We start from the raw sequence: 14,280 nt of genomic DNA on the forward strand, positions 1-14,280 counted from the left end.
AATCAAGTCGCTAAATAAATAGCATGACGGATAGTTCTAATGGTATGGAAAAATAACGTGTTCAGAATGCTTACATTAGTAGCCCTGCTACTGCTCTCAAAAGGTTTAATGGCTCAGACGCATTACATTACTGACGATGTGTTTATTTACATCCACGGTGGTCCAGGTACTCAGTATCGTATATTAGGCAGTATTGAAGCTGGCCAGACAATTACCTTATTAAACGAGACGCAAAACGATTACAGTAAAGTTCGTGATCATAAAGATCGTGAAGGCTGGGTAAAGTCAGACTTGATTGAAACAGGTTCAAGCTTGCGAACTCGCTTACCGATTATTGAAGCTGAATTAGCGCAAACAAAATCAACCTTAGCGCAATTAGATCAAAGTTCAGAATCTGTTGCACAACAGCTAACGTCTTCGAACAACCAAATTGCTTCGTTGCAATCAGAGTTAACAAAAGTCACTAATGAACGTGATACAGCTAACCAGCAGCTGCAATCGATTAAAGATAATGCTCAATCTAAAATGTGGCAACAAGGCGCATTGATTGCAGGTTTAGGCGCATTAATTGGCATTATTTTGGTTTATTTACCAAGACCACAGCGTAAACAGAAAAGTCGCTGGATGTAACTTCAGCTATTTAAGTGCACGCTATAAAGCCAATGCTCTGCATTGGCTTTTTTGTTGATTCCAATACAAGATCAAACCTGTTTTCTAATGCCCTTTATTAACCTTGTCAGTATTCAATTGCCCCTTACACGCGCATCAAAAACAACTGTAATCTGAAGCTAAATTAAACCAACGTGTTTGCGAGCCACTAGCTTTGCCTCACAACTTGCTTATTAATCCCGCTCACACAACATTTTTTATACGCAAATGTTAATTTTACAAAACGAAACCTAGTGTATTTTGTAAAAGTTAGCTCAGAAGCAAAGAAGTCTAGACGTCTAGATTGACACTAATTTGTAGATCTCCTATGCTTGCCAGAACTTAAGAAGTCATCATAATACGACTATTAATGAAGAGTTTGCTAAAGTACTCAATTGCATCCATAGACGCATAACCAGTATCACTGAAATAAAAAAAGAGAGACGACCTTGACGACAAAAAATACAACTACGACGAGCCCAGCCTCCTTTATCGCTTTATTGCCTCTATTCGCCTTTTTAGCCCTATTTATCGGTGCTGGCGTTTACTTTCAAAGCCAAGGGGTAGATTTCGCTTTTTATCAATTACCAAGTGTCATCGCTATTTTACCTGCGATTATTTTGGCGCTATTGCTATCGAAGCAAAAACTAAATCAGTCTATTGATACCTTTATTGCGGGTATCGGTCACAGCAACATCATCGCGATGTGTTTAATTTACTTACTCGCAGGTGCTTTTGCATCTGTTGCTAAAGCCACTGGTGGTGTTGATGCAACCGTTGCACTAGGTCTTTCAATGATCCCTTCAAGCATGTTGCTTCCTGGCTTCTTTGTTATTGCCGCCTTCATTGCAACCGCTATGGGCACCTCAATGGGCACCATTGCTGCTGTTGCGCCAATTGCTTTAGGTGTTGCTGACCAAGCGCAAATTGATTACGCCCTAATGGCAGGTGCTGTTATGTCAGGTGCGTTGTTTGGTGATAACTTGTCGATTATTTCTGATACCACCATTGCTGCAACCCGAACACAGGGCTGTGAGATGAAAGATAAGTTCCGCGAGAACTTAATCTTTGCCTTACCAGCATCATTAATCACGCTTGTGCTATTTGCTTTTGCAGGCCAAGGACAAGCTGAGGTCGCCGCGCAAGAAATTGATATCATCAATGTTATCCCTTACTTAACCATCTTATTTCTAGCAGTTGCGGGTGTGAATGTGTTCGTTGTGCTAACCGTGGGTATTTTACTTGCTGGAGCAACAGGGCTGTTTGTAGCTGATTACGGTGTAATCCAGTTTGGACAAGATATTTATGCTGGTTTCACTAACATGCAAGAAATCTTCATCCTTTCAATGCTTGTTGGCGGTTTAGCTGCACTAATGCAGCAGCAAGGTGGACTGAAGTTTGTCAGTGAAAAAATTGAATTACTAATCAAACGTTTCTCAAAAACTAAAGGCGGTCAGTCAAGCCGAGCAGCTGAATTAGGTATGGCCAGTATTGTTGCAGCCACCAATACCTGTGTGGCAAACAACACTGTATCGATTGTCGTTGCTGGTGATATTGCTAAAGATTTAGCTCAAAAACATGGTGTTGAACCTAAACGTGCTGCAAGTGTATTAGATATCTTCGCTTGTATTGTTCAGGGTCTTATCCCTCATGGCGCCCAAGCATTATTGATAGCATCTACATTTGCTATTAGCCCATTAGCAGCCATCTCTTACGCTTGGTACTGCATGATTTTAGCGGTAGTCGCTGTAGCCATTGTGATTTTACGCAAGCGCAACTAATCAGCGCGGTTAGACGATAAGTTTAACGCTTTTAAAACCTGATATAGAAATGCCAACTGGCAATTTATATCAGGTTTTTTGCATCTCCCTCTTAATAAAATATGTCGATTAGTGATAATCTGTCACTAACAATTAGTTAACGAAAGCAGATATTAAGCCATTCATGAGTCAAACAATTGAAGCCAATAAACATTACGATTTACATTTAATGATTATTTTCATGTCTTTAGCGACGGCGTTGATCAGTGGTTTGGGGATTAGTACTGCACTTATTGCTGAGGTTGCTCGATTAGGAGTCAGTCCATTAAGTATTCGCGCTGACACCTTAGGCGACTACATGAGTTCGCCTTTAGCGATTGTATATAACATGGGCTTAGTGATTGGCGGCGCTTGTTTGATGCTTTCGATGCTGGCGCGATATTATGTTTTTACCGATGTATATAGCAGGATCATTACCATTACTGGCGCTATTCTAGGGGTATTAATTGTACTGATTGGTATTTTTCCAATTAACTTTCTTGAGCAACATCGTTTCTTTTCAACTGGTTATCTCATTTGTACTTTTCTACTGCACAGCTTTTGTTTCATTGATTACTTTAGAAAAAAAAGTTCACTTTCAACATCTTTATTTGGCTTTAACATTATTGGGCTAATTTTCTCTATTGCGTTAATGTATTTACTCAACTGGTCTACGCTTGATTTTGATCCTTGCACTCATAGAGTCGGCGATATTTGTTGGGTGTCTTTAGTCATGTGGGTACTGACTCAAGCCAATATATTATGGTGTGTCTTGCTGGGGCTAAATATGAAAAAAATGATTAAGTTTCAGCAAAAACAGCTATCAAACCTCACCTTTGCGAGCGATTAACCTTGTCAGTTAATATGCGTTTAGAACAATACCTCGCCCATTGTGGTGTCAGCTCAAGACGTCAAGCTCAGCGACTTATTGCTGCTGGTCGTGTCAGTTTTAACGGCCAACAGGCATCACCATTAGATAGAGTGAATCAATCTGCTGTTAATCCTAATATCTTATTGGATGGTGCGCCAATTGCCCCTATTGAAAGTAAACAGTATTGGCTGTATCACAAACCTGTAGGCATTGACTGCCGCTTATTGCCCGACCTTCCATCTAGTCTTATCCATATTCTACCGCCCGCTCCTAGGCTCTATCCTGCTGGTAGATTAGATAAGGATTCACGCGGGCTGTTATTGCTCACAAATGATGGTGAATTAACCCACCGATTAATGCACCCAGATTTTGGCCATGAAAAAGTGTATCTAGTAACAGTAGATCGCCCTTTTAATGATGAGTTTATTGAGAAAATGAGCCAAGGGGTAAGCTATCGTGATGTCACCACTAAACCTTGTAAAGTTACCGCAGTCAGTGAGAATCAATTTCAAATTACGTTGACCCAAGGTTTAAACCGACAGATCCGTAGAATGGCTAAAGCTCTAGGCTATAACGTGATTGATTTGGTGCGTATGAGTATAATGAATTGTGAACTTTTGAACTTAGCAGAAAAACAAATGCGGCCCCTAGAGGCCGCAGAAATTTCGGTTCTAAGGCACCTACTGAAACTCTAGATGCCTGTAATGTATGAACCTTCTACTTAACGATTTCCATCTCTTCAAGTAAGTTATCAGCGTTATCTAAGTATTTCATAACCCATAACATGTAACGGCTGTCCACTTGAATTGAACGGTTTGTCTCAGGATCGTAACCCCAATCACCAATAATACTCTCGTAAACACCATCAAATAGTAACCCCACCAGTTCAGCTCGACCATTTAAGGTAGGTGAACCAGAATTACCACCGGTTGTATCAAGAGTTGATAAGAAGTTAACCGGTACAGAATCTAGAGATTTAACATAGTAATTGCCGTATTGCTTTTGGTTAATTAACTCAAGCTGTTTAGCTGGAGAGTTAAAAGGCTCGACACCAGTATCTTTCGCAACAATGCCTTCTAAACGAGTAAAAGGAACCGCCACTAATCCATCTTGTGGACTATAACCTTTCACATTACCAATGGTGACACGTAAACTTGAGTTAGCATCAGCATATACAGGCTTATCAAGTTCACGGTTGTAAGCGATAATCGCATCCATATACTGTGGGCGTACTTTCATTAAATCACCAGCAAGCTGCTTATTATCTAGCTCACGCTGCATTCTTTCATCATACGTACTAACAGCATATTGAATGAATGGATCTTTTGACTTCTTAAATTCAGCAACCGACTTATCCATCCACGCTAAGCGCGTTTCTTTGTCAGATAACGTAGTTTTAGCGTACATGTTATCAAGGTGCTTAGTGAATTTAGCTTCATCAAATGGCTGACCGATTGCAAATGCTTTATCAAAAGCTGCTAGACGGTATTCGCTAGGCAATGCTGCATATCGTTTAATCAAATCTGCAAGGATGGCTTTATCCACACTAGGGGCATAACGACGCTCAATACGCTCCATTCCTGAAGTGAAATTAGTCATATCACGTTCTTGATAGCCTGGTTCGCGATCCATATCTGGCAAGGTTTTTTCATTTGCAAGACGGTATAAACGACCCGCTGTACTCATCATGCTGCTATAGCCCATATAGCTCATCAGCACGTCACGCTCTTGACCTTGTTGCTCTTTAGCGATCAACTTATCAAGTTCAGCTAAAGTCTCACCATACTGCGATTGACGCTTCTTATCAGCTTTAATCCAATTAGCCAGTTTTTTCTCCAAGCCCTTACGCTCTTCAAGCATTGGCGATTTGCCATAAAACTCAATCATTGAAGTAAAGTTTTTAGCGTAGTTCGCTAAACCTGCAATAGCACTTTCATACTTAATGCGATCGTCACTGCCTTCTGGCGCGGTTTCTTTGATGATTTCAATTAAACGTTCACGTAGTACTTTCCCTTCTGGGTAAGCCCATTCAAACTGATTTTCTACTTCGTTAGCTGTGCGGTAACGGTTTGTACGACCTGGATAGCCTGCTACCATCACAAAATCACCGTCACTCACACCTTTAGCTGATACTTTTAAAAAGCTTTTTGGCTCATAAGGCACGTTGTCTTTACTGAAATCTGCAGGTTTGCCATCTTTACCCACATAAGCGCGGTAGAATGAGAAATCACCGGTATGGCGCGGCCACATCCAGTTATCAATATCACCACCATATTTACCCACGCTCGCAGCTGGATTATAGGTTAAGCGAACATCACGAATTTCCATTTGTTTAACTAAGTAATACTCAAGTCCACCGTGGAAACTATAGACCTTACAACGGTAACCATCTTCAGCTTCACACTCAGCTACAAGGGCTTTCTCTTTTTGCTCAATCCCTTTATAAAAATCGTTACCCACTTTATTCATTTCGCCAGATTTAACTTGATCAGTTACATCAGTCACTTCTTCTGTTACAAAGATGCGTGAACCAGGCGTTGCAGGTAATTCGTCTGCATAGGTTTTTGCTAAGAAACCATCTTTTAATAAGTTCTTTTCTGGGGTTGAGTTGTACTGAATTGAGCCATAAGCACAATGATGGTTAGTGACAACTAACCCTTTGGGAGAAACAAATGATGCAGTACAACCGCCCAAGCTAATCACTGCGTTCATTGGGTATTCTGTCAATTTAGATATCGATTTAACATCAATCTCTAGCCCTTTTGCTTTTAACTCATCAGCCATTGCTGGGAGTTGATAAGGCTGCCACATCCCTTCATCTGCTTGTGCAGCAAATGAGGCCACGATTGCGGCGCTTAATAACCATGTTTTCATTGTAATAATTCCATTTTATAAGTGAGTGCACATCTAGCTTATTAACCTGATTTCAGGTTTATTATTCTTTTACGCCTATAAACTGCAGCACAATTATTGAAATGACAGATGATATAAAGCTCTTCTGTCCTTTGTGCTTGTTAAACACTTTGCGTATTTAACACATAAAAAAGTCAGGCATATAGCCTGACTTTATCATATCGAAAGAAGTTAAGAACAGTGGTTGTAAAACTCCGTTACATTCTTGTTGCATTACTTTCAATAATATCCACTTTTTAAAGTCGCTTTTGAAGTAACTTTTGAAGTAACTTTTGAAAAATTAGCCTAATGCCACCATTAGCTGAGCTAAAACAATCAGCGCACCCAAGATACCAGCAACACCCATAGCAAAGTTACCACCACTCACTTCATAACCGCCCATTTGCGCTTTACGTTGTTTTAGCGCCATCGCAATTGGCAAGAAAATAATCATAACGACTAACGGTATTGCTGCAAATCCTAGTACTTGGAAAAAGCCATCAGGGTAATACAGTGCACAAAGTAATGGTGGTACAAAGGTAATCAACCAGGTTTTAGCACGACCAGCAGCATCATCTCTTGCACGGGTTAATTCTGCAACATAGTCAAATAAGCTCATGGTCACACCTAAGAAAGAAGTGATCAGTGCAAGATTTGCGAATAAATCAATAAACTGGCTCACGATAGCTGACTGAGCCACAGCTTGCAGCGCACTGACTAACTCAGGCAATGAACCTGCAAAGCCATGAACGGTTTCGCCGCCCAGTGTACCAAGGGTAACAAGTAACCATAAGATGTAGCAAAATAGCGGAATAGTCGAACCTATTAATAGGATCTTTCTCAGTGACACTGCGTCACCATCAAGGTATCTAACGATGGTAGCAATACACACGTGGAAACCAAATGACGTAAACACCACTGGAATTGCTGCCAGCCATAATTGATCCAGCTTATCGCCTTCAGCAACATTAGCTGAGAAGTTAGTTAACGAGGCAACAATATTAACTTCAGGTAATAAGAAAGCTACCACTAATACTAATAACACCACCATAGCGGTAAAAAGGACTCGCGAGACTTTATCAATCCACTTGACGCCCACGGCGATAATGCCGCCAAAAAACAGCGTAAATAGTAATACTGAAATTTGATTATTTAAGTCTACGCCTAGTAACGGCTCTAAGCGGGATTCAAGTAATGAAGAACCGCCCATTAAATACACCATCGTCAGTGCAAATAATAAACTTAGAAAGGATGCACCTTGGATCAGTTGGCCTACTTTACCTAATGTTTTACCCGTAATGCCATGCACGTTGTCACCAACACCTGCACGTAAATTAATCTCTAACATCAGTAATGAGGTGTAAGCTGATAATCCCCAAATCACCACCAGCAACAAAATTGCTGGCATAATACCTAATGCTGCTGTCGCAAGGGGTAAAGCTAGCATGCCCCCACCAATCGCAGTTCCAGCCACAATGGCTATTGAGCCAAGCATTTTTAAATTCAAAACATGAGTCCCATTTAATTATTGGTCGTTATTATATTGCGCAGCTGAAGTCTTATTAATGATTCATGCTACTCATTTGACAGTATCAGATGCTTCTTGTAACAAGCAATAGGTATAGAGAGATAAAGGCTTACAAGCCCGTTAATAAACAATTACGCAACAATTTATTAAAAACTTTAACGCAACAATTTTGCAATGGCGTAGCATTACAACACTACATTAATTATTATCCAGAAAATGGCAGCGATAGGAAGGAAGAGTGACGATATGAATGTTATAGCCTAATCGTTTACTCGAAATAAACAAGCATAAAAAAAGCCGAAACCTCAGTTTCAGCTTTAATAATATTGATTCAATCAAAACTTGTCTATTTCAGGCTAGTCACCAAAATCATCAAGTAAGATGTTTTCCTCTTCAACACCTAAACTTTCAAGCATGCTGATCACTGAGGAGTTCATGATTGGAGGGCCACACATGTAAAACTCACAATCTTCTGGCGCTTTATGATCTTTAAGATAATTTTCAAGCAATACAGTATGAATAAAACCTGTATAGCCTTGCCAGTTATCTTCAGGTAAGGGATCTGATAACGCCACATGCCAGACAAAGTTGTCATTTTCTGCAGCAAGCATGTCAAAATCTTCTTGGTAAAAAATCTCTCTAGCAGAGCGAGCACCATACCAAAATGACATTTTACGTTTGGTTTGCTTGCTTTTAAGTTGGTCGAAGATATGTGAACGCATTGGCGCCATACCAGCACCACCGCCAATGAATACCATTTCAGCTTCAGTTTCTTTAACAAAGAACTCACCGAAGGGGCCTGAAATCGTCACTTTGTCGCCCGATTTCAAGTTAAAAATATACGATGACATTTGCCCTGGCGGTAAATCGTTGGTTGGTGGTGTTGCAATACGCACGTTGAGCATAATTGTCCCTTTTTCATCAGGGTAATTTGCCATTGAGTAAGCACGTAAGACATCTTCACTAACCGTAGAAACTAGATTAAATAATTCAAACCGTTCCCAGTCATCGCGATACTGTTCAGGAATATCAAAATCAGCGTATTTCACTTCATGTGCAGGTGCTTCAATTTGGATATAGCCACCCGCTTTAAAATGAACCTCTTCACCTTCAGGCACTTTAAGCAACAGCTCTTTAATAAATGTCGCTTGGTTATTATTTGAAATAACCTCACATTGCCACTTTTTAACCCCAAAGATTTCTTCGTCAACTTCAAGTTCCATATCCGTTCTAACGGCAACCTGACAAGCTAAACGACAACCTTCTTTTGCTTCTTTTTTGGTAATGTGGTCAAGCTCAGTCGCTAAAATATCGCCGCCACCAGATTTAACTGTCACACGACACTGACCACAGGTTCCACCACCACCACAGGCTGATGGAATGAAAATACTGTTACCTGCAAGTGCACCAAGCAGTTTATCCCCTGCAGGCGTACGCACACTTTTATCCGCTTCACCATTAATTCCAATGGTGACATCACCGGTATTCACCAATTTACTTTTGGCGAATAAAATTACCATTACCAGCAAGCTTACCACTATGGTAAACATGCCTATGCCAATTGCCATTTCCATTAAATGTACCTTCTCAACAATTTGTCATCACTCAGAGAATTCATATTCGATTGCATTGTCATTTTTAAGCACCACACTATAAGGTAATACCAGCGAAAGACATGAAACCCAGCGCCATTAAACCAGTCGTTATAAAGGTTATACCGATCCCCTGTAAGCCCAGCGGAATAGCATGAAACTTCATCCGCTCACGAAGACCTGCTAACAGAATAATCGCCATTGCCCACCCCACAGCACTACCACCAGCAAAGACCATCGACTCAACTAGGTTATAGTCACGGTTTGCCATAAAAATAACCCCTGCAAAAATTGCACAGTTAACGGTTAATAGTGGCAAGAAAATACCTAAGGACTGGTACAGAGTTGGAATATAACGTTCAAGAAACATTTCCAAAATTTGCACCAAGGCAGCAATCACCCCAATAAAGGTAATAAGCTGCAAGTAGCTTAGATTTAATTCTGGAAATCCAGCCCAAGCTAGCGCGCCAGGCGCGAGTACATTTACATAGATAATTTGATTCAAAGGCACAGCGAGCATCATCACTACGATAACGGCAATACCTAAACCAAAAGACGTTGATACCTTTTTAGATACCGCAAGGAACGTACACATACCTAAGAAGAATGACAGCGCCATATTGTCGATAAACGCAGCTTGAATAAATAAATTAATATAATGTTCCATCGCCATTATCCTCTCTTACGCTGCACAACATTGATCGCCCAAATCATCACGCCGATCAAGAAGAACGCACTTGGCGGTAAGGTGAACATTTCGTTTGCAAGATACCAACCACCGTTTTCAATAGTGGTAAATATTTCATGGCCAAACAAAGTACCGCGACCTAATAGCTCACGCACAAATGCCACACCAAGCAATATCACGCCGTAACCCATGGCATTTCCTAACGCATCAACTAATGCCAGATGCGGAGGATATTTCATCGCGAAAGCTTCTGCTCGCCCCATGATGATACAGTTGGTGATAATCAAACTCACAAACACAGATAACTGCTTTGAAAGTTCGTAAGCCACGTCTTGTAACACCATATCAACGATAATCACCAGTGAAGCAATCACAGTCATTTGCGCAATAATTCGTACACTGTTAGGGATGAAGTTACGAATCGTCGAAATGATTAAATTCGACATGACCAATACAAACGTCACCGCCAATGTCATCACTAATGCCGTTTGCATTGAGTTACTAACAGCCAGTGCAGAACACACACCAAGCACTTGCATCGCGACTGGATTATTAGCAAAGATAGGCGAGGTTAAGATCTGCTTTGTAGAAACTGCACTACTCATTATTTAGCCTCCGTAACAGCAAATTGCTTAAGAAAAGGTTGATAACCTTCAACACCAAACCAGAATTCAACAGCGCGTTGAATACCAACACCTGTTCTGGTTGCGCCACTCACTCCATCTACACCGTGAACATCGCCCTCTTTGGCGCCGCCTTTAACAACTTTAATCGCAATATTGCCTTTTTCATCAAATAACTGCTTACCTTTCCATAAGTCAGTCCATTCAGAATCCGTGACGAAATCAGCAATACCAGGCGTTTCACCGTGCTCATAGAAAATGATATTTTCTACCGTATTTAGATCAGGTTTTACCGCCAAGTAACCATATATCATTGACCATAAACCTTTACCGTAAATCGGCATTACCACACTGGTAAGCTGACCACTCTCATCACGTACTTCGAAAATACGGATGTCATTAGCACGAGTTTTAATCTTCGCGGTATCTTTTTTAGGTTTTGATGAGGTTTCTGGATTAATGGCCGCCATGCGCTCATCGAGATCCAGTAAGTTCTCTTGGGCAACAAACTCTCCTGATTCTAGGTTCACCATTTTCGGCGTCACACGCTCAGTAAATAATTCTCGGAAGTCACCAGCGCTAATATCAACATTAGCGGCGCGAAGTACAAACTGCTGTACCTCATCACGCTTTTTAACCAGTTTACGTTCTTTAAGAATTTCAACGGTACCGGTGATCATAAACGAACAAACTAAACTCAGGCTGATGATAAATATCATCGTGCCTGCGACAGTATCTTTCTTAAAGGCCATGACGTTTTAGTCTCCGTTTAATGTTGGCGCGAGCCACCAGATAATCGAATAGCGGAGCCCATAAATTGGCAAATAAAATCGCCAACATTATGCCCTCAGGTAATTTCACGTTCAGCACTCGAATTAACACCGTCATAAACCCAATCAATGCACCATAGGCATATTTCGCATTTCGAGTATAAGAAGCGGTAACAGGATCTGTCGCCATGAACATCATACCCAAGGCAAAACCACCAGTAACAAGGTGCCAAGTCCAAGGCATTGCAGCAATTGAGTTCTTGGCAGGGCCAAATAAGTTAAACAAGATAGCCGTAGCAATCATGCCTAACAAAACGCCAGCAACCACTCGCCAATCAGCAACTCGAGTTAATAACAATACGCCGCCACCAATTAGGATAGCCAAGGTACTGGTTTCACCAATTGAACCTGGAGTGAAGCCTAAAAAGGCATCCATCCATTTAGGGTCAGATAATGCGCCAAGCCAACTCACATCTGCATAGAGATTTGCGCGACTGGCAGCAGCTTCAGTCAAGGTGGTCGCACCCGCAAAACCATCCACTGCAACAAACTGACTAATTGCCGCCACTTCAGTTGGATAAGCAAAATAAATAAAGGCGTAACCTGCAAGCGCAGGGTTTAAGAAGTTATAACCCATGCCGCCAAACATCTCTTTGGCGACTATGACACCAAAGCTCACGCCAACAGCAATAATCCATAACGGGGTTGAAACTGGCACTATGATTGAGAACAGTAATGCGGTGATAAAAAAGCCTTCATGCAACTCTTGCTTTCTCATCTTGGCAAAAATCACTTCCCAAAATAAACACACAATCAATGTGGCGAGATAAATCGGCACATAATAACTTGCGCCATAGGCAAATAAGCTGACTAAACCTGATTGGTCAGTTAACTGACCGAATAAGGCGCTAAAAATGGCTAACTGCCAACTTTCAGGCTGAGTTGCGCCAGCAGCTATAGCAACTTGCGCTTGTAAACCTAGGTTATACATTCCGAAAAACAATACTGGCAATAAACACATGCCAACAATGTGCATGGTACGCTTAACATCAATGGCATCACGAACATGCACTTTACCTTTAGTACTGCGACCACGTGCGATCCATAAAGAGCGCAAGTAGCTTTTCATCGAGTGACCGTGAGCGTAATAACGCTCTTGCTTACCCGGTTTGTTCTGTTGCTGACTCATTAACCTTCCCTCTCGATGATATCTAGGCAAGCACGTAATTCTTTACCAAAATCATATTTACCTGGGCAAACAAAGGTACATAAAGCTAAATCTTCTTCATCTAGCTCTAGTGCGCCCAGTAACTGCGCTTCATCGGTATCTCGAACCACTAAGTCTCTTACCAATAAGGTCGGTAAAATGTCTAATGGCATTACACGGGCTAATTGACCAAACGCCATCATTGCCCGCGGTGAACCACCTGCATGAGTAGTAAAATCGAATAACTTTTTAGTACGGCTAAAACCAGACATCATAATGCCGGTTAGCGAAAACTTTTCTTTGTTGCGTCGTACCCAAGGCAGAAGTTCATGACGTGCATTTTCAGTAAGCACACAAACTTGAGAATGGTAACGACCAAGGTAGTTATATACACCTATCGCTGTATGACCAGACAACACTGAACCAGAAACAACCCGTGATTGAATGTCTTTGAGTTCACTTTCAACCAATTCACTTAAGTCGCCCCCCATTTGCGTGCGAACCAAGCGTGGTTTAAGCACATTAGGGCCAGCTAAAGAAATCACTCTTTGATTAAATAATTCACCAGTTTGAAATAGCTTTCCAAACGCAATCACATCTTGATAGCCAATATGCCAAACCACTTTTTCGATATTAACTGGATGTAATAAATGAATATGCGTACCAACAAGACCCGCTGGGTGTACGCCGCCAAATTGATGCGATTCAACTTGTGGTAAATCATGACCGGGTAAACTATCACCCTCATCATGGCACAACATCACTTTACCATCGGTTAAACGGGTTAACGCCTGCATGCCGACATTAAAGGCCTGTTGCTGCTCAGCAATGATAATTCGAGGATCGGCAGCAAGTGGATTGGTATCCATTGCCGTAACGAAAATCGCCGTAGGCACAGTTTCAATCGCAGGGATGCGAGAAAACGGTCGAGTACGAAGCGCTGTCCACAAACCGCTTTTTACAAGATTAGCTTTTACCGCATCGCGCGTTAATGACATCACATCTTCTGACGATTCAAAAGAGAGGGATTCATCACCTTCACAACGAATAACAACTGACAATAACACGCGTTTCTCACCGCGATTTATTGCTATTACCTCACCGCTTGCTGGTGCTGTAAATAGCACGCCAGGTGTTTTCTTGTCTTCAAAAAGAGCTTGACCCTTTTTGACCATCTCACCTTCTTCAACAAGCATTGTCGGTTTAAGCCCAACATATTCTTCGCCAAGAATAGCAACACGAGAGGTTTGTTTAGCAGATTCAATGCTTTGTTGCGGTTGACCCGCAATAGGCACATCGAGGCCTCGTTTAATAGTTATAACCTGATTTGAGGATCCAGCCATTACTTGTAACCTTTAAAATTCAGATAGCACATAATAAATAATTCTGTGAGCTAAATCCGCTATTGAAGTCACACCTTTAAAACAAATGTGAAATAAATGTACGGCAAAAATTGCTTCACGCTTGTAATTTTGAACTACATCCGATATTAAATTTCATTTTCGAAAGTTTAACACGTCGTAAAAAGAGGGATAATTAAGCAAATAACGCTTACCTAGCACAAGATACTATCAAATAACATAGACTGAGATCACAGTAAACTCAACAGAATCTGAATGACAATTACATGAAAAAACAAATGAGGATGTTATTTACGGGTTA

General features: G+C 41.1%; 12 protein-coding genes. 4 read left to right on the top strand and 8 right to left on the bottom strand.

Annotated features, from left to right (window positions below; genetic code table 11):
• The first annotated feature begins 39 nt into the window (after positions 1 to 39).
• The 4 genes from AB4153_RS10110 (at position 40) to AB4153_RS10125 (ending at position 4,013) form a co-directional block, all read left to right on the top strand.
• Positions 40 to 630, top strand: a complete 591-nt coding sequence (locus AB4153_RS10110) for a TIGR04211 family SH3 domain-containing protein (RefSeq protein WP_303567680.1) — start codon at positions 40 to 42, stop codon at positions 628 to 630.
• Between the two features lie 467 nt (positions 631 to 1,097).
• On the top strand, positions 1,098 to 2,429 hold the full coding sequence (locus AB4153_RS10115) for a Na+/H+ antiporter NhaC family protein (RefSeq protein WP_371997282.1): 1,332 nt from the start codon (positions 1,098 to 1,100) through the stop codon (positions 2,427 to 2,429).
• A gap of 163 nt (positions 2,430 to 2,592) precedes the next feature.
• Positions 2,593 to 3,297 (top strand): hypothetical protein, encoded by a 705-nt coding sequence (locus AB4153_RS10120; protein ID WP_102528226.1) that lies wholly within the window; start codon positions 2,593 to 2,595, stop codon positions 3,295 to 3,297.
• A 14-nt stretch (positions 3,298 to 3,311) separates the two neighbouring features.
• Positions 3,312 to 4,013: a 23S rRNA pseudouridine(2604) synthase RluF gene (locus AB4153_RS10125; RefSeq protein ID WP_102528310.1), complete on the top strand. Its 702-nt coding sequence runs from the start codon at positions 3,312 to 3,314 to the stop codon at positions 4,011 to 4,013.
• 22 nt (positions 4,014 to 4,035) lie between these two features.
• On the opposite strand, the gene AB4153_RS10130 is transcribed toward AB4153_RS10125, so the two are convergent.
• From AB4153_RS10130 to AB4153_RS10165, 8 genes are all read right to left on the bottom strand, one after another.
• Positions 4,036 to 6,192 (bottom strand): S46 family peptidase, encoded by a 2,157-nt coding sequence (locus AB4153_RS10130; RefSeq protein ID WP_371997283.1) that lies wholly within the window; start codon positions 6,190 to 6,192, stop codon positions 4,036 to 4,038.
• A 319-nt stretch (positions 6,193 to 6,511) separates the two neighbouring features.
• Positions 6,512 to 7,717 (bottom strand): amino acid permease, encoded by a 1,206-nt coding sequence (locus AB4153_RS10135; protein WP_102528224.1) that lies wholly within the window; start codon positions 7,715 to 7,717, stop codon positions 6,512 to 6,514.
• 377 nt (positions 7,718 to 8,094) lie between these two features.
• On the bottom strand, positions 8,095 to 9,312 hold the full coding sequence (nqrF, locus tag AB4153_RS10140) for an NADH:ubiquinone reductase (Na(+)-transporting) subunit F (RefSeq protein ID WP_229371406.1): 1,218 nt from the start codon (positions 9,310 to 9,312) through the stop codon (positions 8,095 to 8,097).
• A gap of 76 nt (positions 9,313 to 9,388) precedes the next feature.
• Entirely contained in the window at positions 9,389 to 9,997 is a 609-nt protein-coding gene (gene nqrE, locus AB4153_RS10145) for an NADH:ubiquinone reductase (Na(+)-transporting) subunit E (protein WP_248955527.1), read from the bottom strand.
• Between the two features lie 5 nt (positions 9,998 to 10,002).
• Entirely contained in the window at positions 10,003 to 10,623 is a 621-nt protein-coding gene (locus tag AB4153_RS10150) for an NADH:ubiquinone reductase (Na(+)-transporting) subunit D (RefSeq protein ID WP_102528222.1), read from the bottom strand.
• Positions 10,623 to 11,393: a Na(+)-translocating NADH-quinone reductase subunit C gene (locus tag AB4153_RS10155; protein WP_229371408.1), complete on the bottom strand. Its 771-nt coding sequence runs from the start codon at positions 11,391 to 11,393 to the stop codon at positions 10,623 to 10,625. The genes AB4153_RS10150 and AB4153_RS10155 overlap by 1 nt, the downstream gene beginning before the upstream one ends.
• Positions 11,383 to 12,600 (bottom strand): NADH:ubiquinone reductase (Na(+)-transporting) subunit B, encoded by a 1,218-nt coding sequence (locus AB4153_RS10160; RefSeq protein WP_102528220.1) that lies wholly within the window; start codon positions 12,598 to 12,600, stop codon positions 11,383 to 11,385. Before AB4153_RS10160 ends, AB4153_RS10155 begins: the two co-directional genes overlap by 11 nt.
• On the bottom strand, positions 12,600 to 13,961 hold the full coding sequence (locus tag AB4153_RS10165) for a Na(+)-translocating NADH-quinone reductase subunit A (RefSeq protein WP_371997284.1): 1,362 nt from the start codon (positions 13,959 to 13,961) through the stop codon (positions 12,600 to 12,602). Before AB4153_RS10165 ends, AB4153_RS10160 begins: the two co-directional genes overlap by 1 nt.
• Positions 13,962 to 14,280 lie beyond the last annotated feature (319 nt).

This window comes from Shewanella sp. 10N.286.52.E4 (assembly GCF_041468785.1).
Lineage (GTDB): Bacteria > Pseudomonadota > Gammaproteobacteria > Enterobacterales > Shewanellaceae > Shewanella > Shewanella electrodiphila.